Here is a 23,424-nt window from a genome sequence, read left to right as displayed (position 1 = left end):
CACAACTAGACCTATTGATTTTTTTCTACTATAGGGGCTTTCCTTATGGCCAGCCCCATATTAACATTACTGTACAGTTTTTTTAGCTTTTGTTTTTTCCTCTTCCTGCAGAGTGCGCCATAAGATTTTGCCGCTTGAGGTCATAGGAAATTCCTTACGAAACTCGATGATCCTAGGGTACTTATAAGCGGCCATATGCTCTTTTGCCCATTCCATGATCTCTTCTTCCGTTACTTCTCCTTCATAACCCTCATTTAAGATGACAAACGCTTTGACTGTTTCTCCTCTTCTTGAGTCGGGCACACCAACAACACATGCCTGTTGGATAGCCGGATGCTTATATAAATAGGACTCTACCTCGGTAGGCCATACTTTAAATCCGGATGCATTGATCATTCTTTTTACCCGATCCACGATGAAGTAATAACCTTCCTCATCAAAGCGTCCGATATCACCGGTTCGGAAAAATTTCTTTCCCTCAATTTCAATAAAGGAATTCCGGTTCTCCTCGTCACGGTTATAATAGCTAACCATTACCTGCGGACCATTGACAATTATTTCACCTACTTCATTTACCCCGAGCTGCCTTCCAGTTGCTGGATCAATGATTCGTGAATCGACATCAAACGAAGGAATACCTAGACATTGCATTTTTGGCCTATCTGGCGGGTTAAAGTGGGTCTGAGCAATCGTTTCCGAAAGTCCGTAGCCTTCAACAAACCGTAAGCCCGTCAGTTTTAATAGTTTTTCACCGACTGCTTCAGGTAAGGCTGCACCACCTCCGGAGAGCGATATTAAGGTAGCGATATCTTTCGGATTTAAATTTGGATTAGCAAGAAAATCAACAATCATAGTAGCAATCGTCACCCAATGGGTACAGCCTTGTGTTTTAATCAATTCTACGGCAGTATCTCGATTCCATCTTGTCATGATGACGATTGTACCGCCACTGAAAATAGGCATGTGCATGCTGTGTACCATCCCAGTTACATGAAAAAGCGGCAGCGTCATCAGATGGATTGCGTTGGGAGTAGCTGATGACCAATGATTGGCACCTACTGTATTGGCATTAACTGTCTTATTCGTATGCATACATCCCTTTGGCAAACCTGTTGTCCCTGATGTATAAGGAAGGACCGCCAGATCATCGCCTGTTGCTGTATGATTCGATGGAATAAGACTTGCTTCCATCGCATTGATCCAGAGATGGTGGTTCGCTTCAGAATAAGCAATTCTAGGCTGCACCACCTCTTTTGGCAGCATTTTTTCATACCCTTCCCCTTTATAATCGGAATAGGCTGAAATTACCAAATTTTCAAGGCTGGTTCTTCCCAACAGCGGCTGGATGCGATCGTATAATTCTTGTCCAGCAATAGCTGTTTTTATTTCGCAATCCCGGATATAAAATTCCAGTTCGCTGGCAACAAGCATTGGATTAATCGGCACGACAACTGCATTTGCTCGTAAAATGGCATAAAAACCGATCACAAATTGCGGAGAGTTCTGCATAAACAACAAAACTTTATCGCCTTTTTTTACCCCGAGCTTATGTTCCAGGTAGCCTGCTAAAGCATTTACTTCCTCATCCAATTGCTTATAAGAAAGTTTATTGCCATAATAAAAAATCGCATCCTGGTCAGGGTATCGAGCGGCACTGACTTTTAGGTTGTCATATAAAGATGTAGCTGGGACCTTCAGAGATTTTGAGATTTTCGGCCAAAATTCATAGTGAATTGTCTGCATCTGCACCTCTCCTATTAACTCGAATATTCGCTTTATTGGAAGCGTTGTCATTTTTAGGAATTCCATTTAAAATCATATCTAAAAAGATTACCTATTAGTGCCTGTCACCATGAGTTTAATTTTCACGCTCAATTATGGTAGCAATTCCCTGGCCACCGCCAATACAGGCTGTGATTAGTGCATATCTTCCGCCTGACCGTTTCAGTTCGTAGATTGCTTTTGTAGCGAGGATTGCACCTGTTGCTCCGAGCGGGTGGCCATGGGCGATAGCTCCTCCATTTACGTTCACTTTGTCCATATTCATTTCAAGTTCACGTTGGCAGGCTAGCACCTGTGCAGCAAATGCTTCATTTATTTCAATTAAGTCCATATCTTCCATAGCCAAACCGGACTTTTCCAGCACTTTTCGAACTGCTGGTACTGGGCCAATCCCCATGATATTGGGATCAACACCTGCTACAGCATAATCACGAATAACCGCCAGTGGTGTTAACCCTAATTCTTCAGCCTTTTCCCTCGACATAATCACAAGTGCCGCTGCAGCATCATTCAATCCTGAACTATTCCCTGCAGTTACCGTACCCCCTTGTAAAAAGGCAGGCTGCAGCTTTGCCAATCCTTCCAGAGTCGTTTGGGGTCTTGGATGTTCATCCGTTTTAAACACCACTGGCTCACCCTTTTTCACAGGTATTGTAATTGGTACAAGCTGCTCATCAAATCTGCGTTCCTCCATGGCAAGTGCCATACGCTGCTGGCTTCTTAAGGCAAACTCATCCTGTTCTTCCCTTGAAATATGATAAGTTTTCACCAGGTTTTCAGCTGTTATGCCCATAGGTGGATCACCGATTTCCTTAGGAGACAACTGTGACTTTTTGAAACTTGGCGGCGCCGGGCTGTACGGCTTCTCTGGACGGTCCATTAAGTACGGTGCCCGGCTCATGCTTTCCGTTCCTCCTGCTACATAAATGTCCCCATCACCAGCACGAATCGCCTGTGCCGCCAAATTGATTGCATTAATGCCTGACCCACACTGCCTGTCAACCGTCAACCCTGGCAAATCGAGAGACAATCCAGTCTGAAGGGCGGTTAATCTGGCAATATTGCCGCCCCCTGATAACACATTTCCGAATATACAATCATCAATCATTTCCGGTTTAATTTTTGCCCGTTTCACAGCTTCCTTTATCACTTCAGCCCCCAATATATGGGCCGGTACGCTTGCAAGGGCGCTCCCCTGCCTGCCGATTGCTGTACGGACGGCAGAAACTATAACTGCATCTCTGTTCATGATTGACAGACACTCCTTCTGGAATGGATTTGAAATATCAAACTAGCATTATTCCCGTTTATCCGATCTAATTATCTATGAATCTGCTAATCCTACATGACATGTGCGCCTCCATCGACAACGACAACATCCCCAGTCACAAAGTCGGAAGCTGGTGCAGCTAAAAATAAAGCCACACCCTTCAGATCTGAATCCGAACCAAATTTTCTAAGCGGGGTGCCCTCAAGAATTTCCTTTCCTCCGCGTTCAAGTAGAACATTTGACATTTTGGTTGGAAAAAAACCTGGGGCAATGGCATTCACATAGATTCCATGATGCCCCCATTTTGTCGCCAAATCCTTCGTAAACGTAATAACGGCTCCTTTACTGGTGTTATATCCTATAGCATTCATTAATTTTGGATTGGAGCCGCCAAGTCCGGCTGTGGAAGCAATATTGATAATTTTACCGCCTTTTTGGCTGATCATCACTTTACCAACTTCTTGGGACATTAAGAAAGTACCGGTTACATTGGTATCCATCACTTTATGCCAGGCATCAAGCGGCATTTCTTCCACCGGTGCTCCCCATGAAGCACCGCTGTTGTTAACAAGAATATCGATCCGACCGAATTTTTCCATTGTCTTCTCAACGACATTTTTAACGTCTTCTGCACTGGTGACATCACATTTTATTGCTAGGCTTTCCACACCGAGTTTTTTAAGACCCTCGCTTACTTCCTCACAGGCCGCCAATTTTCTCGAACAAACCACAACATGTGCACCTGCTTCGGCAAAGCCCTCCGCGATTTGCTGTCCAAGCCCGCGGCCGCCCCCCGTGACAATTGCTACTTTTCCTGTTAAATCAAAGAGCTCTCTTACGTGCATATATGTTCCTCCTAGACTCACATGTATTTTTTTAATTCGTATCTGGCAATGGCCCTCCGATGCACTTCATCGGGACCATCTGCCAATCTTAAGGTACGAATATTGGCCCAGCTTGCTGCAAGCGGGAAATCATCACTCACACCCGCGGCGCCAAAGGCTTGTATGGCACGGTCAATGACTTTTAATGCCATATTTGGAGCAATCACTTTGATCATTGCTATCTCTGCCTTTGCATCTTTATTTCCAACTGTATCCATCATGTAGGCAGCTTTTAATGTAAGCAGTCTTGCTTGTTCAATTTCGATGCGCGAGTCCGCGATCCATTGTTGAATCACACCTTGCTGTGCGAGTTTTTTCCCAAAAGCTGTACGACTTTGAACGCGCTTACACATTTCTTCTAAGGCCCGCTCGGCAGCACCAATCGTTCGCATGCAATGATGAATTCTTCCTGGACCCAGCCGGCCCTGGGCTATGGCAAAACCTTTCCCCTCACCCCAAAGCATATTGGAAGCGGGAACTCGAACGTTTTTATATTCAATTTCCGCGTGGCCATGCGGTGCATGATCATAGCCGAATACTGGCAGCACCCGTTTGATTGTTACTCCCTCTGTATCAAGAGGCACCAATATCATTGATTGCTGTTCATGTGAGGGTGCATCCGGGTCATTTTTCCCCATTACAATAGCGATTTTGCAGCGGGGATCTCCTGCACCTGAAGACCACCATTTTGTCCCGTTGATCACATATTCATCACCCTCACGGATAATGCTTGCACTAATATTTGTTGCATCAGAGGAAGCAACATCCGGTTCCGTCATGGAAAAACACGAACGAATTTCGCCGTTTAAAAGCGGATTCAGCCATTTTTCTTTTTGTTCTTCTGTTCCGTAACGGACTAGAACCTCCATATTGCCTGTGTCAGGTGCAGCACAGTTAAATATTTCCGGAGCTATACTGGAACGGCCCATAATTTCGCAAAGCGGGGCGTATTCCGTGTTTGTCAGCCCTGCACCATATTCACTTTCTGGTAAAAATAAATTCCATAATCCGGCTTGCTTAGCTTTATCTTTAAGTTCTTCCATGATGGGAGGAATCTTTGAAAATGGAGCGTTTTTATCAATTTGATCATGATAAACCTGTTCATTTGGATAAATATATTCGTCCATAAACTCTGTTAGTTTTTTCTGGAGATCTTTCACTTTAGCGGAATAATCGAAATTCAAATAAATCACTCCTCCACTTTTTACATACTAACTAGTTGGTATGTTAACAATTTAATAGTATTGAATATTTTTAGAATATTCAATAACTAGCTCTTCGACAAATTTTTAAAAGCTATATTACAAATTTAAAATGTTCCCATATAGTAGAAACCCACTTAAAAAATAGTATTGTTAAACTTGACTGTATATTTTCGAACCAATCATTAGAGTAGTTACAAAATAAGAAAATAAACTATATTAATCTAATCTTTTTATTCTGTAAATCCCAGTTCCTTTCGCAATTACTTTTTTATTTTCATCTATTATTTCTGCCTCTGTCGTTGCTATTTTATAGCCTTTTTGTAAAACCTTTGCCTTAGCGAAAAGCTCCCCGGATCGGGATGGAGCAAAATAGTGAATATCTTGATTTGTCGCTATGACGTGGCTTTGATAAAGGCTGCGCAATAATATGGTCTGTACCATATCAAGCATGGATGCATGAACTCCGCCATGGAGCGTTTTATTGGTGTTTAATAAATCTTGTTTAATCACCAGTTTTAGATTTATCTCTTGATCACTCAATAACTCAAAACCTAGATGCTGATAAAAGGGATTTGCTTTTAGCCACCTAAATACATCCGTTTCGATTAGCGACACTATTCACCACCTCCATTTGTGTATTATTTCGGGTTCGTTTTAAACGTACCCATCCCCTTGGCGATGACATTGCCGTCCTGATCACAAACACAACCTTCTGCTGTGACATATTTTCCTTCCCAATTCAAAATCTTTGTTTCAGCATGGTACACTGCTTTAGGATTAAGATCAAAGAATGACACGTTCAAATTCATGGTCGCTGCAAATGAGCTTGTTTTAAGTGATACCGTTGCCCCCATTGAAATATCGAGCATCGTGGAAAATACGCCGGGATGGATCATGCCATCATCCTGTAATAAAAAAGACTGCAGCGGCAACTTCAACTCAAACCTATCCGCCAAGATACTGTTAAACCCCATGTATTCATAGAAGGTGGATCTCGTTTCGGGTAAGTTCATATTTCCATCCCTCCGTATTAGGAATTTGGTACTATCCCATCAAATTTAAAAATGGGATTCAATACTTTATATAATTTTATATTAGGATTTTATGGATTCTGGTCATTAGAAAGCCAAACTTTCTACGTAAACTTGTTATGTTTAATAATTTCCCAATCACTAGATTATTTCCACCATCATGGCCATTCCCTGTCCACCGCCGACACAGAGGGTCGCAATCCCTCTTTTTCCATTTCGGCGCTTTAATTCAAATAATAGAGTCGTTAAAATCTTGGCGCCTGTTGCACCAAGCGGATGGCCAAGTGCGATGGCGCCACCATTCACATTTACCTTAAATGGATCAAGGTGTAATAGCCGGATAACGGCTAATGCTTGTGAGGCAAATGCTTCATTCAACTCAAATAGATCAATGTCATCCAGTGTCAGTCCTGTTCGCTGCAGAAGTTTTTTCACCGCTGGTACCGGTCCAATCCCCATTACTTCAGGTGACACTCCCGCAGCGGTCCAATCAACTATTTTAGCCATTGGCTTTATGCCAAGTTTTCCTGCTTTACTTGCTGAAGTCAGAACCATTGCAGCAGCACCATCGTTTCGTCCGCAAGCATTTCCGGCAGTCACCGTCCCGTCTTCTTTAAAGACCGGATTTAGCTTTGTTAATGCTTCCATCGTTGTTTCCGGACGAGGATGTTCATCCACCACAAACGTATTCGCTCCTTTTTTATTCATTACCGTAATAGGAATAATTTCCTCCTGAAAACGCCCTGCTTCTAAGGCCGCTGCAGCTCTTCGCTGACTTTTCAAAGCAAAATCATCCTGGTCCTCACGGGAAATCGCAAACCTTTCGGCGACATTCTCAGCGGTAATCCCCATCCCCAAATGACTGCCGTAGATTTCATTCGGCTGTTGACCTGCTTCCTTATTCGAGTCCACAAGCATTGCGTTGTCCCCTCCAAAACGGGTATTTCTTAAATAAATAGGGGCATTGCTCATGCTTTCCGTTCCTCCTGCTACGACAAGATCAGCCTGCCCGAATGCAATTTGCTGGGCAGCTGATGCAATTGCCTGCATCCCGGATGCACATAATCGGTTAATCGTAAATGCAGGAATTGTTTCGGACAGGCCAGCCCTTAAAGCTGCCACTCTGGCAACATTAGACGATTCTGTTGACTGACGAACTTCCCCTAATATCACTTCAGCAACTTGATCCTTAGTCAAGCCTGCTTTTTTCACCGCCTCCTGAATCACGATGGCCCCCAATTGTCCCGAATTAAGACTTTTTAATGCGCCTCCATATCTGCCGACTGCCGTTCGCACAGCACTTAAAATGACAATATCCTCCATCTGTAACCCTCTCCTATCAGCTATACTCTTTTTCTAACTGGGCGGCAATGATATTTTTCTGAATTTCAGAGGTTCCCTCATATATTCTCGTAATCCTAGCATCTCGGTAAAAACGTTCCACCGGATAATCCGCAATATAACCTAGTCCCCCATGTACCTGCACCGCTTTATCAGCAACCCTGTTATACACTTCCGAACCATAAAGCTTCAGCATTGCGGCTTCTTTGATCACTTTTTTCCCTTGATCGACCATCCAGGCAACACGATAAGTAAACGAACGTAACGCTTCAATTTCAAGCGCCATTTCTGCCAGCATGTGGCTGACCGCCTGGTTTTTGATAATGGTTTTACCGAATTGAACCCGACGAAGAGCATATCTAGTGGACATATCGAGAAGTTTTTGGCAGGAGCCAAGGTTTCGTGATGCCAAGCCAGCACGTCCGTTTGCTAAAATTTTCAAAGCGTTCGTGTACCCCTGCCCCTCCACACCAAGGACATTTTCAACTGGCACCTCGCAATCTTCAAATATGAGTTCAGCAGAGTGTGAACCTCTAAGACCCATTTTTTTCTCCACTGCCCCAACCTTAAAGCCGGGAAAATCCTTTTCAACAATAAACGACGTAATCCCTTTGGCGCCTTTTTGTGGATCCGTAACTGCCATGACAGTAAATACACTTGCTTCCGTAGCGTTGGTAATATAATGCTTTAATCCATTTAAGATGTATCTATCTCCTTTTTTCATTGCAGTTGTTTTCAAATTGGCAGCATTCGACCCTGCTTCCGGTTCAGTTAAAGCAAATGCGCCAATTCGTTCACCGCTTGCCATATCAGGCAGATACTTTCTCTTTTGTTGCTCATTGCCCATTTCGACAATGCCGACAGATCCTATACCAGTATGGGCGCCGATTAATGTGGTGTAACCATTATGGGTCTGGCCAATTTCTTCATATAATGCACATTTCCCGACCATACTGATACCAAGGCCTCCGTATTCTTCAGGAATGCTTAATCCAAACAATCCCATTTCTTTCGAAAGTGATATAACTTTATCGGGAATTCGGTCATCTTCTTCAATTTGCATCGCAACAGCTTCTACTTCCGTCTGAATAAAATCACGTACATTCTTTTTTAAAAATAACAGTTCATCATCTAGTTCAAAGTTCATTACCATCACCCCTCAGAATGTACTCGTCTCTTTTTAAACAAAATCCGTTTCAATAGTTTTCCTACTGTGTTTCTTGGCAGAACACAAATGGCCAAAATCTACTTCTGGATTTATTCTGATTGCTTTTGCAATCCTATTTTTCATTTTTAGTTCTTCTGGAAAGATATGTATGAATCTATTCAATATGTATGAAATTAATGTAAATCCCCTATTTTAGGATGGATGCCATAAATTTAGCAATAAACCCAGCATTCATCAGGAAAATCTCAATAAATGCCGGGTCATTTTTTCATTTAAAGGTTTTCTTTGCAGTTAGTAAAGATGATAAACAACATCGCCCTTTAATACTTCTTTTTCGTCTTGGTTCAAAGCCACGACATCAAAATGCAATATATTTCCTTGTTTTTCTTTTAAAATCCCTTTTAAGGTAATGACGTCATTTAGAAATACCATGTTTCGAAAACGAATGGAATAATCTTGAATAAATCCTTCTTCATAATATTCAGTAAACAACTTTGCCAGATTTCCCATTGTCCACATCCCATGGGCAATAATTCCTGGAAGGCCTGCTTTGGCGGCCTCATCATCAATGGTATGAATGGGGTTAAAATCACCGGATGCACCGGCATATTTGATTAAAGCAATTCTTGAAACGGGCTCTAGCATAACATCCTTCAATAACTCGCCCACTTGTAAATGTGTTATGGTGCTCATTTCGCTAACACCTTCCTTACTGCTTCTGAAATAATAACAGTTGAAGTGGCATTAAATATGACATTGCCAGCTGCGTCTTCACCGACATTTTCAACAACCAAGAAACCCATTTCGCCAAAATTCCCTTTTTTCTCGGTATAATTTTTTACTTGTGAATAGCAGTTAATTTCTTCACCGACAAATAATGGCCGCTTATAGTGAAAGGTTTGTTCTCCATGGATCAACCCTTTATTTGGCAAGTGTAAGTCTTCAATGACTCCGTAGTCTAATACCCTTGGAAAGGTTGGAGGTGCTATATTTCGCTTATACCTTGATTTTTGCCCAGTTTCTTCATCGAAATAAATCGGATGCAAGTCGCCAATAGCTTCAGCAAATTTCTTTACTGCTCCTCTTTCTACTACATTTTTCACTTTGGACGAATGCTTGCCAATTTGCTCTTTAAACACGATCCTTCACCTCCCCAGATTAACATTTAGGACCACCAGCGACATAAATAACCTGACCATTTACAAAGGATGATTTTTCATCAGCAAAAAATGCAACAGCATTTGCAATATCTTCTGGTTTACCACTTCGGCCGACAGGGATATTTGAAATGCTGGCTTGAATAAGCTGTTCGAAAGAAATGCCAATTCGTTCAGCAGTTGCTTTCGTCATATCGGTTTCAATAAATCCGGGAGCGACGGAATTTGCTGTTATTCCATATCTGCCAAGCTCAATGGCCAATGTTTTGGTAAAACCCTGCAGGCCTGCTTTGGCGGCAGCGTAGTTCGCCTGCCCGCGATTCCCAAGAGCAGAAGTGGATGAAATATTAATAATCCGGCCATACTTTTTCTCTACCATATATTTTTGTACAGCACGAGCAGTATTGAATGATCCTTTTAAATGCACATCCATCACAGTCTGCCAGTCATCATCCGTCATTTTGAATAAAAGATTATCGCGTATGACTCCGGCATTGTTAACCAGAACGTCAATGGATCCAAAAGAATCATAAACCTCTTTCATGACACTTTCTACTTGCTCAGCATCCACCACATTGGCAACCTTGGCATATACTTCATGACCTTTTTCTCTTAATTCATTTGCCGTTGCACTTAACGCTTCTTCATTTAAATCGATAATCGCCACTTTTGCGCCTTCTTCTGCAAAAAGCTCAACAATCCCTTTGCCGATTCCCCTGCTGCCACCTGTTACAAAAGCTACTTTTCCTGCAAATCTTCCTGCCATCGTTTTCTCCTCCTAAACATCTGTTCTGCATTTATTGGGTTGGGTTCAGAAAATGTTCAACCTAACCTTTCCTCTTGTTAATAAATATTAGATAACGCTTTCAAAATTCCTCTTAGACATACTGCCCAATTTTTACATGTCCCTTAATTAAGTTACGAGAAATAATCATGCGCTGAATTTCATCTGTTCCATCGTAAATTCTCCATAGTCGAGCTTCTCGGTACCAACGCTCAATTGGGAGTTCCCTTGTGTAACCCATCCCACCATGGATTTGCATGACTCGATCTACTACTCTGTTCCCCATATTAGCTCCATATAATTTTGCCATCGAAGCTAGGTGGCGGTTGTCTTCACCGTTATCAAGCGTCCATGCGGCATTTAGCACTAACCATTTCGCTGCTTCAATTTCTACTGCAGAATCAGCAATCATCCATTGAATGGCTTGACGTTCTGCAATTGGTTTCCCAAAGGTAACACGTTCTTTTGCATAGTCAATGGCCATTTGCAATAACCTTTCTGCCGTTCCGACAGCTCTTGCTCCAACAACCCATCTAGCAAACCCAATCCATTCCAAGCCAAGATTGTAACCTTTGTGTAATTCGCCAAGGATATTTTCCTCTGGAACACGGACATTATCAAATACTAATCCGGCTGGACCCCATTCTCCCATTGTATGTATGAACTCTGATTTCCAGCCCATATCGCGATCGACAATGAAACATGTTACCCCATCGCGCCCTTTTGTATTTTGATGCATTTCTTTATCAGTTATCGCCATTGCCATTACGAAATCGGCTTCGTTTCCACCAGTAATGAAAGTTTTTTCACCATTAAGAACCCAATCGTTACCATCTTTGACAGCGGTCATCTTAATATTTTGTGTATCTGATCCGGCACCAGGCTCAGTCATCGCAAAGCATGATTTCTTTTCCCCATTAATAGTTGGAATTAAATATTTTTTCTTTTGTTCTTCATTTCCATAATACAGAATGTTATCTGCAGAACCGCCAAATGAGAACGGAACAAATGTTTTTGAAACTTCCATAAGAACAATTGCCATCATCATTTGTCCAAGATTGGCTCCGCCATATTCTTCCGGTGTATTAATTCCCCAGAAACCCGCCTCTTTTGCTTTAAATTGCAGGTCTCTCAATTTTCCTGGAGGTAGACTTGGTTTTCCTTCCCGCTCATTTCTTAGAACCTCGTTTTCAAGTGGCATAAGTTCCTTCTCTACAAACTTTCTAATGGTTTGCTGCACCATTTTTTGCTCATCTGATAAACGCAAATCCATACTATTCACTCCTTAGAGAATCTAGAAATTTTCAGCCTATTTCACTCTACATACCAACCGGTAGGTATGTCACTTTAATTCTATTCCGAACTTTCAGAAAATACAAGATATAAATTAGGAAATTTTTCTAAGCAGCTGATCAACTTGTCAGTTGACTTTTTCTCGATAAACACTGTAAATATTTCAACCATGTTCTTTTCCATTGCCTTCTAAAGAAAACTCGCCGACTGGCGATTCCGTTAGGGCGTAGACAGAGTGGGAGTTTGTCGATAAGCACAGCTTCTCGACTGCGAGGCTGATGCTCACGGAGCATTTCTTCGTGCACTTATGCTTGATGTATAAACGCTTTCCTGTCGGCAAAAAAACCCTTTGATCCAAAGGGTTCATTGAAAATTGCCTATTTTTTTAATGTGCCCTAGGGCTTTTCTACCAGCTCGATCCTTCAAATTTGAAATGGCAATAGAACTTAAAAGCCACAAAACCAGCCCTGTTGAAATACTTAGTATCCAATTCTCGGTTTCTTTTAGAGATAATAAAACCGTTGTGACGCAAACAATTCCGCCAATCATTCCATATACAGATCCCTTAGCAATATTGGTTGCCTTTTTTGTACCAGAAGCAATACCTACCATAATAATGGCTGTCAGCATAACAGCTGGAAAGGCTGCAAAAATGCCTGCAAGAATCTTCCAAGGAGAAAAAACAGTGATAATATAACTTAGTGAAACAGCGGTACCACCAAGAACAAAACGCATAAATAAGTCCTGTTTATTCATTATAGTTCACCTTTCTAATGTAAATATGTTGTGACATATACTACGACAATTGAAACAATAAACCAGCAAACCATTGCATTGATAATTCCTTTTTTCCAGCCAATCTTTGGTAGAAGCCAGCCTGCTAGTATGGCCACAAAAATATTTATGGCCATTCCAAAAAAAGCACCTTTGGAAAGAATAATGGACTGAGATACCAATTTTCCGCCATGAAAATCAATACCGATCGTCAGGAGTGCAGCAAGGTAAACAGCTGGGAATGCAGCAAAAATCCCCCCTACTTTTTCTCCGGATTTTTTTGCCACAATGGTACAGGCAACTACTGCCACCCCCCCCAATAGAAATCGAATAAGCAATGCAATTACTGATAGATGTATCATGAAGTCCGCCTTCTTTTGTTCTTTTATTTGTGAATTGATTCACATATTATTTATGACCTTATTTTACTCCATATTACACATCATGCCTGTGAACTTTTTATAAAGGTTTTTAAAGCGTTTGCATGAAAAACTCTTTAAATCAAGCCTCCTATTTGAAATAACTGATCAAATCGACTGCTGGTACGTACATTACAAATCCTTTCAATTAAAATTTCTGTGACTATTTTCGCCTGAATACACAAAAGATAATAGTGATATTCAAACTGAATATCATCGTTTCAAAGAATCCTATGATGAGGTGATTTGATGAGCTATAAGGATTATTTGGATCCACATTCTGAGCTTTTTCACCACACTTGGACGAGACCTAAGCGGCAAAAGTCGCAGGTAAATGGCCAAACTAGGCTGACGCAAAACACAATCATCTTAAGGAGCAATGCCAAAGCTCACCGCTGGTGAATTATTTTTGGCACTGAAACGAACTGTGGGATTCCCACGCAAAAGCCTTTTCCCGATGAATGTTGGGAAAAGGCTTTTTTATGACAGTCTCTGGTAACTTGACTGCTGATTTCCGATCCATACAATAAATTTAGAAAATCACTCAAGACCTAAACACTGTCAGATTAAAAATAATATTTGCGCTTATTTTCAGATAAAGGTAACATGATTTTAGTATGGTAAAGAAGTGGAGTGAAAATAGTGTTAAACGAAATTATATTAAGAGATGCCAATTTAAATGACTTACCTGATATAGTTGATATTTATAATTCTACCATCCCTGGACGAATGGTCACCGCTGATTTGGAACCAGTCAGTGTCGAAAGCCGTATCAAGTGGTTTCACGAGCATTCCCCATCATTTAGACCACTGTGGGTTGCTGAATACGACGGCAAAATTTGCGGATGGATCAGCTTCCAATCCTTTTATGGCAGACCAGCATATAATGCCACAGCTGAAGTGAGTATCTATATTCATTCTGATTTTCGCGGGAAAAAATTGGGCAAATTTTTGTTGCAAAAAGCAATAGATGCCTGCCAAGAATTAAATATAAAGACTTTGCTTGGATTTATCTTTGGGCATAATGAACCGAGCCTTAAGCTGTTCGAAAGGTTTGGATTTGAAAAATGGGCTCATCTTCCTAATATTGCTGAATTGGATGACTTGGAAAGAGATTTAATTATACTTGGAAAAAGGATCAATTAATCATTTCCATTTTTGGGTTGTACCAAAGTTTTACATATTCTTGTACAATTATATTTGACTATAATCTATGAACTTGTTTCCTGAAGGAATTGAATTTATTCATGAAGAAGAAAAAGTTAATCCTCATTTACTTTATCGCCAGTATGATTTGGATTTATGGTTCTAATTACTTTATAAGCCGATTTGTTCCGCCATTTTATGGGGATCTATTAGCCAGAGTGAAGGAAATTTTTTATATAGTCCTAACTGGTGCATTTTTTAACTTTTATATCAATAAAACAGTTGAATTGCATTCCTCAAAAGAAGACCGGGAACGCCTTTCTACTTTAATTAATTCCATGGTCGATTTTGTGAACTTTAAAGATGGAGAAGGACGATGGATTGAAGCCAATGAATTTGGTTTGAAATTGTTCCAGCTGGAAAATGTTGATTATCGAGGGAAAAAAGATTCTGAGCTTGCTGAGTATACCTCATTTTATGCAGATGCCCTTCGTTATTGTGAAGTATCAGATGAAGAGGCATGGTTAAATGGCAAGATCACACGGATTGAAGAAGTCCTTCCGGTTCCTGATGGTTCTGTCAAAACGTTTGATACAATCAAAGTCCCGCTATTTCATCCGGATGGCTCCCGTCATGGAATGGTTATAATCGGCCGAGACATAACCGAATATAAAAAAATGGCACAACAATTAGCTGAGAGTCAGCAACAATACAAATCACTATTTGAATATAGTCCCGATATCGTTTATATGATGGATTTACATGGTAATTTCACTAACATAAATTCGCATTTTGAATTAATAACTGGTTTTAAACGCGAAGAAATGATAGGTAAAAACGTTTCAGAACTTTTACCGAAAAAATATAAATCTCATATTCAAAAATTTATTTCCTCTGTGACAGAAGAAATCAAGCCGATTATGTATGAAATCAAAGTGCCTGATGCGAATGAAAACACTATCATTTTACAATGTACTACGGTACCCATTGTTATTAACGGGCAAATCACCGGAATTATTGGATATGGACGTGATGTTACCAATATTAGAAAAACAGAGGAGCGATTGCGGCGAACGGAAAAACTCTCTGTTGTAGGGGAACTTTCAGCAAGTGTTGCTCATGAAATTCGCAATCCCCTTACATCTTTAAAAGGATTTGTTCAGCTCCTAAAAGTTGAGGATGAACGGCATCAATTTTATTATCAAATAATGCTTGATGAATTAAATCGGATCAATCATATTGTCGGTGAATTGTTATTATTAGCAAAACCTCAGCATTTAAAAATGACAACCGCGGTTATTCAAAAGCTGTTAACAGATGTTTTGTCGTTATTAAATACGGAAGCAAGCCTTTATAATGTGCAAATTGATGCTAAACTACCGGAAGAGGACATATTATTGGAGTGCGAGCCGAACCAGCTAAAACAACTTTTTATTAACCTTATTAAAAACGCGATTGAGGCTTCCGTGAATGGTGGTATGATCAAAATCAATCTTAACAAGAAGAATCAGGACACACTAGTAATCACCATAAAGGATAATGGCATCGGAATATCGAAAGAACGACTAAAAAGATTGGGAGAACCCTTTTATTCTTCAAAAGAGAAAGGTACTGGCTTGGGACTGACTGTAAGCTACCGAATTGTTCAATCACATAAAGGAACGATTCAATTTGAAAGTCAGAAACATCATGGAACAATGGTTTCTGTTTCGTTCCCCTTATCACAGGAGCCGACGATCAATACGATTCACTAACTGCCATACCTGCAGGTCTTGGCAGTTTTTTTATGAAGAAACAGCCGCCTTTTTTTGTTGAAATTTATGACGGATGATTGCAACAACTAATAGCAAAAAAGGTATGATGATCTGAAAAGGCCAATGTAAGTAAATCGGTACAATTCTTAATCCTTCTTCAATATGTTCTGAATAGTTTGGAGCAATCATCATTGCCGTTAATAAAATTAAAATCCCCATTGGAAAGCTAATTTTCCGATGATCTTTGAGCTGAAAAAGATCAGTCGTTCCTATGACTGCAGCATAAAAGAAGACGGCTACTTTGATAAAACCCGCGATCATTAAATAAAGCATAAATAAAACATCAAGCCGCTCAATAAAACTGGCAAGTTCAATTTTGCTGATGGTGGAAAGCAAGGGATAAGGTGAACGGGCAAACAGTGCAACGCCAAGAGTCGCGATATTAATGATAGTTGCGATTGTAAAATTTATACCGCTTAAGATCATACCAGAAATACATACGATTTTTGCTTTCTTGGGCTGCTTTAAATACGGGAGCAACATGGTAAACACCACCATCTCACCGAAAGGAAAAGTAAGCGTATCTTTAAGTACAGTCTTTATTACAGGCTTCCATCCATTTTCGAGAATGGGTTTTAAATTATCTAGGTGAAGCAGTCCGGAAAAGATAATCAAAAAAAACCCAACAATGGCCATGATATAAACCACTCCAAAGTAAAGCTCACCTACTCTGGCTATCACCTCAAATCCCTTAAGAATGGCATAAACAACTGACAGCATTAGTAATGTCATTAGAAAAAAAATCGGGGTATTGGTATAGATGGTTGTTGTTAACAATTCACCAAAATCGCGCAGGACTCTTGCGGCTATATAAGCAAAATAAAGAATATAGAAAAATGCAAGGATCCTGCCTATCCATTTCCCAAAAATTTTTTGGACATAGCTTGTTAGGGGAAGATCCGGATAATATAAAAATAAGTGATAATAGATAAAAAATAAGGCAATCCCGGATACCATTCCTAGTATGACAGCAATCCAGGCATCCTGTTTTAGTTGTGATGGAAATCCTACAAGGATAGCACTGCCCATTTCAAACAGCACCACTAGAGCAAAAAATTGTTTTGCACTTATTTTCGCTTTTTCCATTCACCTTCCCCCCTTTCACATTACTTTTTCATATCCATCCAAAACGGATTATTTCGTTTTCCGGCTTCACGGTAATATGCATCAACCTTTACGTTTACTTGTAATTGGGAAAATTGATTTTCCCAATCGCTCTCTAATTTCTTCCACAACTTTGGATTCTCTTTATGGATTTTTTCTCCAAATCCGAATATATCTGAATTGTATTTTTTAACTGTTCGTATTGACATATCAATGTCTCTTTTTATTTGGCTCTGAACCTTCTTTTCAATTATTTTCATGTTTAATGGATTCGTAATATCAAAGGCTGTATTGACCTCACTAAGCTTAAAGACTGTCTTAATATAAACATTGATCACTGGTTTTCCCTTTTTAACCGTCACTGATACATTCGTGTCAGAAAGATAAGGTGTAATACTAATGGCATTTGCTTTCCCGTTCATATCTATGTTTATATCAGTACCCTGCATTTTACCTAGTACCCATATGGCTCCGCGAACCTTATCACGGCTTAGCCAACTCACAAGTTTCCCTCTTTTAAAGACTGCCAGTCCGTCCGCTACGAGCATGGATGGAGGCCTTGTTGTATCAATGTTTTGAGGTGATTTTCCTTTCTTGACATCACCTAACATTTTAAAGCCGCTTATAACGGTTTCTTTGCCCGTACTGATCGAGTTTGAAAGAACATCATCGATATTTACTTTCATATTTTCACCAAGCATTTCTTCCGTAGCTTCAAGCGTTTTGGAAAATTTATTAACCGGGAGCTTATCCAGGTTCGTAAGAGATGAAATTAAATCAATCGCTTTCCCATCTTTCGCTATGATGGCAAAGGTGGTTGTACGAAACTCCGGGTCGCGGTCCAAAGCATCCAATAAATCAAAAATACCTTCCTTCGCCACTTCTTCACTTATGACAAATATAGTCGTATGAGCGTAATACAATATACGTGGTATTTGTTTTGTTGCTTTTCTTGCTGCTTCCGTTAAATTGTTTCCTGAACTCTTATAAACGACAACTGGCGGTCCTTGACCGCCTCCACCCTCTTGCCCGGATGAAACATTCGCAGGCACAACTACTTGAAATGATACATCATATTTTTCTTTACCTTTCCCTTTATCAACACCCATTGCCATAACAAAAGCCAATTCAGTCAACTCCCGCTGATTCCAGCAGCCTACAAGCAAAACACTAGAAAATACAAGCACTAACAGATCCAAGGTCCACTTTTTCATGTTGGATTCCCTTCTGAATTTTGATCATGCTGGTCGTTAGATTGTTCCGGCGGTGAAGGTTTTTGGTTGCTGCCTGTTCTGACTGTATTCCCCTTACTAATAAATTTGGGACGATCTTTAAATGCCCATAGTGGAAAGCGTATAAACACATCCTGTTGGTTTTCAGGATTAAAAGGAGCTAATGGTGCCATATAAGGGACTCCAAATGACCTTAATGAACATAAATGGATGACCATGAACATGATGCCAATCATAATTCCATAAAAACCAATAAATGTTGCCATTGCCATTAAAACAAAACGGAGTAATCGTGCAGAAATTGCCATCGCAAAAACGGGTGTAGAAAAATTTGCGATGGCAGTAATGGATACTACAATAACCATAATTGGAGAAATAATATTGGCTTGAACGGCTGCCTGACCTATAACAAGTGCCCCAACAATTGAAACCGCCTGTCCAACTGCCCTTGGAAGGCGCAAACCTGCTTCACGCAAAATTTCAAAGGTTACCTCCATAATTAATGCTTCAACAAAAGCAGGAAACGGAACATTTTCCCGTTGGGCAGCAATCGCAATGGCCAATGTAGTCGGAATCATTTCTTGATGAAAGGTCGTAGCTGCGATATATAGAGATGGACCTATTAGTGCAATTAAAAAAGCAAGGATCCTTAAAATGCGAATACTGGTCGATAAATCAAATCGGTAATAATAATCATCAGGTGCTTGAAAAAATTGCACAAATAAGGCTGGAACAGTAAGGACAAATGGACTCCCATCCACGATGACCGCAATTCTGCCTTCTACTAGCTGGGCTGACACAACATCCGGCCTTTCCGTATGATAGGTAGTTGGAAAAAAAGTAAATGTTTGATCCTCAATTAATTGTTCAATATAGCCTGAATCTATAATGGAATCAATATTAATTCTCTGTAATCTTTGTCTTACTTCATCAATGATTTTGTCATTAGCAATTCCTTTTACATACATAATGGCTACATCTGTTTGTGTTACCGTACCTATTTTCATTGATTCGACCCATAGATTCGGACTTTTGATTCTCCTGCGGATCAGAGCCGTATTGGTTCTAATCGTCTCATTGAAAGAGTCCTTTGGACCGCGGATAGATAATTGCGATGAAGGCTCAAGAACAGGACGGACTTCTCCCCCTCTTGTTTCCCCTACAATGGCTTTTTGAGATCCATCCAAAAATATAACCGAACATCCGGATAACAAGAACTCATAGACTTGGTTCCAATTAGTAATGGTATGGACTGATCCAACTGCTACTATTTTATCCATAACAAATTGAAAAAGGTCGATATCATCCATCAGTGCTTTCGGTTCCATAAAAGATTCTAAAATATAATCGTTAATGCCTTTTCCATCCACCAAACCGTCGACAAATACAAGTGCGCCGTCATATTGGCCTATTTTCATTTGCCGAATAACAATATCAATGCTGTTGCCCGTTTCCGATTTTATACGATCAAGATTTTCTTGATATTGTTTGGAGATCGCTAAACCCTCTGGCTTTGATGGATCAAGGTTTTGACGAACATTATCATTCTCATTCTGCTTTTTACTTTTTCTCATTTTTATCAGTTTGGCTAAAATCGACACAACATCGGCCTCACTTACCTAAAACCATGATAGATATGGTTATGTTATCCAAAACAACATGGATTATCCATGGTCATAAATGGATAAGAATAATTTTTTGGGCGGATGGGACAATATCGTTAAATTACCAAAATGGGGGCAGCACGATGAAAGTGTTCTTTGTCATTCTCCTCTTGTCAGCAGGTATGTTCGTCCTCATCATATCGTTGGATTTACTTATGCATTACCCTCTTTCAGGAATTCTTAACAAAGAGTTGATTCCTTTTAAAGTAACGGAGGAAGTAGAAATTACGACCTTAATCATGTTCGGACTATACTTTATCGTGAAGGCAGTTATAGGTATAGTGAAAAAAAAATTGCAAAAAAGTTCAACATAAAGAAAACTCGCTCCTATGGCGAGTTCGTATCTTCGGTTATTCCTCTTGGAACTTCCTTTTGAGACTTGCGTTTTAGTCGTAGGAATCTCTTTCTCCTTTGTCTTTTCCCATAAATATATCGGTTCCAAACATAGTAAGCCGATTCCTCAATGATCAACATAAATCCCAATAAACCTGCGACGGACACAATCCATTGCCACATGATCAGAACTCCTTTTATAACGGATGTTTCATCCTATTCGTTCCTCAAAAAAAGAAGTACTCTAGCTTGCATCATTTATGAACCACTTGGTATTTTCATTTTGAATGCCAAATAGTGGACATATTGGTGATGAATATAGTATTTTTATTTTGTGTTACGAAATTTTTGGGGAGGGATAGCTGATGGAATATCGTCGTTTAGGCAATACTGGTTTGAAGGTTAGCGAAATCAGTCTGGGAAGCTGGCTTACATATGGGGGCTACGTTGAAGAGCAAAATGCCACTTCTTCTATCGACAAAGCTTATGATTTGGGGATCAACTTCTTCGATACGGCGAATGTATACATGCGCGGAGAAGCAGAAATCGTTGTCGGGAAAGCGCTTAAAAAATATCAAAGGGACTCTTATGTCCTAGCGACAAAAGTATTCTGGCCTATGGGAGATGGTCCTAATGACCGCGGCCTTTCACGGAAGCACGTCATCGAACAATGCCACGCCAGCTTAAAACGCCTTAATACCGACTATGTTGATATTTATTATTGCCACCGTTACGATAAAGAAACACCTCTCGAGGAAACATTACGTGCACTTGATGATTTAGTCCGCCAAGGAAAAGTCCTGTATGTCGGGGTCAGCGAATGGACAGCAGAACAAATTAGCGAAGCCGTTCATCTTGCTGATAAAAAACTGCTTGACAGAATTGTAGTGAACCAGCCGCAATACAGTATGCTTGAGCGTTATATCGAAAAAGAAGTCATTCCTGTAAGTGAAAAACATGGAATCGGCCAAGTTGTCTGGTCGCCTTTAGCCCAAGGTGTGTTAACAGGCAAATATAGAAAAGGCGAAAAAGCTCCCGAAGGCAGCCGTGCTGCTCAAGAAAAATATAACGGCCTTTTCGGCTTATTATCGGATGCAAACCTTGATAAGGTTGAGCTATTAAAAGAGGTTGCGGGAGATCTTTCTATTTCATTACCTACACTTGCACTCGCATGGATTTTGCGTCAGCAGAACGTAGCAAGCGCCCTTGTCGGTGCCAGCAGGCCCGAGCAAGTGGAAGAAAACGTGAAAGCTTCCGGTGTCAAACTGAATGAAGAAACACTGGCAAGAATAGAAGATATTTTAAGATAGAATAAAAGCCTTTGGCCAATATTTATGGCCAAAGGCTTTTCCACTCTTAGATGCTGTTTTCCAAACGAGTTTCTTTCATTTTTAAATAGGTTTTATTTCCTGCAGTAAAAAATAATGTACTTCCTAATGACGCTAATCCAATAATCAAGAACATCATTTGTCCTTGTAAATGTCCCATTAGATAGCCCCCCATAATTGGTCCAATAAAATTACCGATCTTTTTAAATTGACCCGCACCAAAATAGGTTCCTCTTAAATGTTCCGGCGCCAAATGATCCATCATCATGTTATTGGATGGGAAAATCAAGATTTCACCTATGGTAAAAATGGCTGCCGAAATGATCGCAGTAACCCAACCAGTAACATGTCCAAATCCGATTAAACCAACGGTGATGAAAATTGACCCGAAAACCATGACTTGCATTAATTTAAATTTTTCAGCAAAATGACTTATTGGCATTTGCAGGAACACAACCATCACAGCATTTATGGTGAGCAATACAGAGAAAATTTCCACTCCATTGCCGAGTTTTTTTGCTAAAAATTGTGGGAAATTGGAATCCAATTGTACATACCCAATATTGATCAGAATAATTCCAAATAATAGATATCTAAACGCTTTATCTGTCCGTATGATTTTAAAGGCATCAACAAACGATACTATTTTCTTTCCCGTTTCTTCCTGCCTCATAACCATCCGATTCAAAATCCAAAGAATGGCCAACCCATAGAAAAGATACGTTGTACCAGTAATAAAAAACGACGTTTTCGCTGATACATTGGCAAAATAAGCACCCAAAAGCGGACCGACAGAAGCACCGATATTAATAGCCGTATAACGTAAGGAGTACACCTTCATCCGTTTATTCTTCTCTGTGAAATCGGCCATCATGGCTTGTGATGCTGGTTCAAAGAATGATCCGCATAAACCGTTAATGGCATTTAAGAGAATAAACCAGCCTTGACCATTCGCAACTGTAAAACCAAAGTATACAAATGCAAGCCCAAAAATGGATATGAACATGATCGGCTTGCGGCCAAACCGGTCCGATAAATGACCGCCGACAAAGCCACCAACTGTTCCCATTAACGGGCTCATGCCAACAGTTAATCCAATAATGAGCGGCGAAACATCCAAATGTCGTGAGAGAAAGATAGATAAAAATGGTAAGGTCATATATACCGAGCCGCGAGTTAATACCGTACCAATAAGTAAAACCCAAACAATGGTATGAAATTGTCCAATATAGTTTTTTATCTTTTTCATATGTAAAACCTCACAAATGATATGTTGTATATTCTAGTAAACTATTTTGGCGGAAAAATGTAAAGAAATTCCTTCCAACATTTTTAAATGATGACTGAAGCCAGTTTCACTTAAAAACTGGCTCCTTTCATTAATTCGGCTCTTTATAGTCCAATGCCTGTTCGCTGTCCCCAATCCCTTTTGTGGTTGGGTCCTGGACAACCCCTAGCAGACCAAGCAACACAAACAGTGCATTCACAAAGGACAGCACTGATTCTTTAATAGTATCCGTTAATTGAAAATTTGTAATTCCTAATGCGTGTAAGCCTGATAAAAGAAATTCTGCAATAATAAAAATCTGCGATATAAATGCAATTACCCAGTTCCGATTTTTAAAACGCACCTTCCAATTAATCATCATCTCACCCCTTCTAATCTATTTAATCGTCTTATTACTAACATATGCT

At 40.1% G+C, this 23,424-nt stretch carries 25 protein-coding genes; 5 read left to right on the top strand and 20 right to left on the bottom strand.

What is annotated here, in order from left to right:
• Nucleotides 1-66: 66 nt before the first annotated feature.
• The 14 genes from HPT25_RS18470 to HPT25_RS18405 form a co-directional block, all read right to left on the bottom strand.
• Nucleotides 67-1,743 carry a long-chain fatty acid--CoA ligase gene (locus HPT25_RS18470; RefSeq protein WP_173067481.1) on the bottom strand — a complete coding sequence of 559 codons (1,677 nt, stop codon included), beginning with the start codon at nucleotides 1,741-1,743 and terminating at the stop codon, nucleotides 67-69.
• Between the two features lie 115 nt (nucleotides 1,744-1,858).
• Complete coding sequence (locus HPT25_RS18465) at nucleotides 1,859-3,031, bottom strand: thiolase family protein (protein ID WP_173067478.1); 1,173 nt, start codon at nucleotides 3,029-3,031, stop codon at nucleotides 1,859-1,861.
• A 92-nt stretch (nucleotides 3,032-3,123) separates the two neighbouring features.
• Nucleotides 3,124-3,897 carry an SDR family oxidoreductase gene (locus tag HPT25_RS18460; protein ID WP_173067475.1) on the bottom strand — a complete coding sequence of 258 codons (774 nt, stop codon included), beginning with the start codon at nucleotides 3,895-3,897 and terminating at the stop codon, nucleotides 3,124-3,126.
• A 17-nt stretch (nucleotides 3,898-3,914) separates the two neighbouring features.
• Nucleotides 3,915-5,120: an acyl-CoA dehydrogenase gene (locus tag HPT25_RS18455; RefSeq protein WP_173067473.1), complete on the bottom strand. Its 1,206-nt coding sequence runs from the start codon at nucleotides 5,118-5,120 to the stop codon at nucleotides 3,915-3,917.
• 237 nt (nucleotides 5,121-5,357) lie between these two features.
• On the bottom strand, nucleotides 5,358-5,756 hold the full coding sequence (locus HPT25_RS18450; RefSeq protein WP_173067471.1) for a PaaI family thioesterase: 399 nt from the start codon (nucleotides 5,754-5,756) through the stop codon (nucleotides 5,358-5,360).
• Between the two features lie 23 nt (nucleotides 5,757-5,779).
• Entirely contained in the window at nucleotides 5,780-6,154 is a 375-nt protein-coding gene (locus HPT25_RS18445; RefSeq protein WP_173067470.1) for a PaaI family thioesterase, read from the bottom strand.
• A 159-nt stretch (nucleotides 6,155-6,313) separates the two neighbouring features.
• Nucleotides 6,314-7,495 carry a thiolase family protein gene (locus HPT25_RS18440; protein WP_173067468.1) on the bottom strand — a complete coding sequence of 394 codons (1,182 nt, stop codon included), beginning with the start codon at nucleotides 7,493-7,495 and terminating at the stop codon, nucleotides 6,314-6,316.
• A gap of 16 nt (nucleotides 7,496-7,511) precedes the next feature.
• Complete coding sequence (locus tag HPT25_RS18435) at nucleotides 7,512-8,660, bottom strand: acyl-CoA dehydrogenase family protein (RefSeq protein WP_173067465.1); 1,149 nt, start codon at nucleotides 8,658-8,660, stop codon at nucleotides 7,512-7,514.
• A gap of 312 nt (nucleotides 8,661-8,972) precedes the next feature.
• Nucleotides 8,973-9,374, bottom strand: a complete 402-nt coding sequence (locus HPT25_RS18430; protein ID WP_173067462.1) for a MaoC/PaaZ C-terminal domain-containing protein — start codon at nucleotides 9,372-9,374, stop codon at nucleotides 8,973-8,975.
• A complete protein-coding gene (locus HPT25_RS18425) occupies nucleotides 9,371-9,820 on the bottom strand; it encodes a MaoC family dehydratase N-terminal domain-containing protein (protein WP_173067459.1) in 450 nt (149 codons plus the stop codon). The genes HPT25_RS18430 and HPT25_RS18425 overlap by 4 nt, the downstream gene beginning before the upstream one ends.
• A 19-nt stretch (nucleotides 9,821-9,839) precedes the next feature.
• Nucleotides 9,840-10,604 (bottom strand): beta-ketoacyl-ACP reductase, encoded by a 765-nt coding sequence (locus HPT25_RS18420; protein ID WP_173067457.1) that lies wholly within the window; start codon nucleotides 10,602-10,604, stop codon nucleotides 9,840-9,842.
• A 112-nt stretch (nucleotides 10,605-10,716) separates the two neighbouring features.
• Nucleotides 10,717-11,895, bottom strand: coding sequence for an acyl-CoA dehydrogenase family protein (locus tag HPT25_RS18415; RefSeq protein ID WP_173067454.1), 1,179 nt, complete (start codon nucleotides 11,893-11,895; stop codon nucleotides 10,717-10,719).
• Between the two features lie 383 nt (nucleotides 11,896-12,278).
• Nucleotides 12,279-12,671 (bottom strand): DUF3147 family protein, encoded by a 393-nt coding sequence (locus HPT25_RS18410; RefSeq protein WP_173067451.1) that lies wholly within the window; start codon nucleotides 12,669-12,671, stop codon nucleotides 12,279-12,281.
• A 14-nt stretch (nucleotides 12,672-12,685) separates the two neighbouring features.
• Nucleotides 12,686-13,051: a DUF3147 family protein gene (locus HPT25_RS18405; protein WP_173067448.1), complete on the bottom strand. Its 366-nt coding sequence runs from the start codon at nucleotides 13,049-13,051 to the stop codon at nucleotides 12,686-12,688.
• A 306-nt stretch (nucleotides 13,052-13,357) separates the two neighbouring features.
• Here HPT25_RS18405 and HPT25_RS18400 point away from each other — a divergent pair, with 306 nt between their 5' ends.
• The 3 genes from HPT25_RS18400 to HPT25_RS18390 all read left to right on the top strand — a co-directional run bounded on the left by HPT25_RS18400 (nucleotide 13,358) and on the right by HPT25_RS18390 (nucleotide 16,008).
• A complete protein-coding gene (locus tag HPT25_RS18400) occupies nucleotides 13,358-13,510 on the top strand; it encodes a YpzG family protein (RefSeq protein WP_173067443.1) in 153 nt (50 codons plus the stop codon).
• Nucleotides 13,511-13,750: 240 nt separating this feature from the next.
• The gene (locus HPT25_RS18395; protein ID WP_173067439.1) at nucleotides 13,751-14,254 is read left to right on the top strand and encodes a GNAT family N-acetyltransferase; all 504 of its coding nucleotides are present in this window, start codon (nucleotides 13,751-13,753) and stop codon (nucleotides 14,252-14,254) included.
• Between the two features lie 101 nt (nucleotides 14,255-14,355).
• Nucleotides 14,356-16,008, top strand: a complete 1,653-nt coding sequence (locus HPT25_RS18390) for a PAS domain S-box protein (RefSeq protein WP_173067436.1) — start codon at nucleotides 14,356-14,358, stop codon at nucleotides 16,006-16,008.
• A 30-nt stretch (nucleotides 16,009-16,038) separates the two neighbouring features.
• Here HPT25_RS18390 and HPT25_RS18385 read toward each other — a convergent pair whose 3' ends face one another.
• Genes HPT25_RS18385 through HPT25_RS18375 form a run of 3 tightly spaced genes read right to left on the bottom strand, consistent with a single transcriptional unit; the run spans nucleotide 16,039 to nucleotide 19,978 of the window.
• A complete protein-coding gene (locus HPT25_RS18385; RefSeq protein WP_173067433.1) occupies nucleotides 16,039-17,154 on the bottom strand; it encodes a GerAB/ArcD/ProY family transporter in 1,116 nt (371 codons plus the stop codon).
• 20 nt (nucleotides 17,155-17,174) lie between these two features.
• The gene (locus tag HPT25_RS18380) at nucleotides 17,175-18,386 is read right to left on the bottom strand and encodes a Ger(x)C family spore germination protein (RefSeq protein WP_173067429.1); all 1,212 of its coding nucleotides are present in this window, start codon (nucleotides 18,384-18,386) and stop codon (nucleotides 17,175-17,177) included.
• Complete coding sequence (locus HPT25_RS18375) at nucleotides 18,383-19,978, bottom strand: spore germination protein (protein WP_173071260.1); 1,596 nt, start codon at nucleotides 19,976-19,978, stop codon at nucleotides 18,383-18,385. Before HPT25_RS18375 ends, HPT25_RS18380 begins: the two co-directional genes overlap by 4 nt.
• Before the next feature lie 173 nt (nucleotides 19,979-20,151).
• On the opposite strand from HPT25_RS18375, the gene HPT25_RS18370 reads away from it, so the two are divergent.
• Nucleotides 20,152-20,382 carry a YczF family membrane protein gene (locus HPT25_RS18370; RefSeq protein ID WP_173067426.1) on the top strand — a complete coding sequence of 77 codons (231 nt, stop codon included), beginning with the start codon at nucleotides 20,152-20,154 and terminating at the stop codon, nucleotides 20,380-20,382.
• Nucleotides 20,383-20,395: 13 nt separating this feature from the next.
• Here the strand turns inward: HPT25_RS18370 and HPT25_RS18365 are convergent, their stop codons facing one another.
• Nucleotides 20,396-20,584 (bottom strand): hypothetical protein, encoded by a 189-nt coding sequence (locus HPT25_RS18365; RefSeq protein WP_173067422.1) that lies wholly within the window; start codon nucleotides 20,582-20,584, stop codon nucleotides 20,396-20,398.
• Between the two features lie 182 nt (nucleotides 20,585-20,766).
• Here HPT25_RS18365 and HPT25_RS18360 point away from each other — a divergent pair, with 182 nt between their 5' ends.
• The gene (locus HPT25_RS18360; RefSeq protein ID WP_173067419.1) at nucleotides 20,767-21,711 is read left to right on the top strand and encodes an aldo/keto reductase family protein; all 945 of its coding nucleotides are present in this window, start codon (nucleotides 20,767-20,769) and stop codon (nucleotides 21,709-21,711) included.
• A 46-nt stretch (nucleotides 21,712-21,757) separates the two neighbouring features.
• Here HPT25_RS18360 and HPT25_RS18355 read toward each other — a convergent pair whose 3' ends face one another.
• Together HPT25_RS18355 and HPT25_RS18350 are read right to left on the bottom strand one after the other, a co-directional pair.
• Complete coding sequence (locus HPT25_RS18355; RefSeq protein ID WP_173067416.1) at nucleotides 21,758-22,978, bottom strand: MDR family MFS transporter; 1,221 nt, start codon at nucleotides 22,976-22,978, stop codon at nucleotides 21,758-21,760.
• A gap of 130 nt (nucleotides 22,979-23,108) precedes the next feature.
• Complete coding sequence (locus HPT25_RS18350; protein ID WP_173071258.1) at nucleotides 23,109-23,375, bottom strand: phage holin; 267 nt, start codon at nucleotides 23,373-23,375, stop codon at nucleotides 23,109-23,111.
• Nucleotides 23,376-23,424: the final 49 nt, after the last annotated feature.

The sequence above is a fragment of the Neobacillus endophyticus genome, assembly GCF_013248975.1.
Classification (GTDB): Bacteria; Bacillota; Bacilli; order Bacillales; family Cytobacillaceae; genus Neobacillus; species Neobacillus endophyticus.
This window is presented reverse-complemented; position numbering and strand designations above follow the sequence as displayed.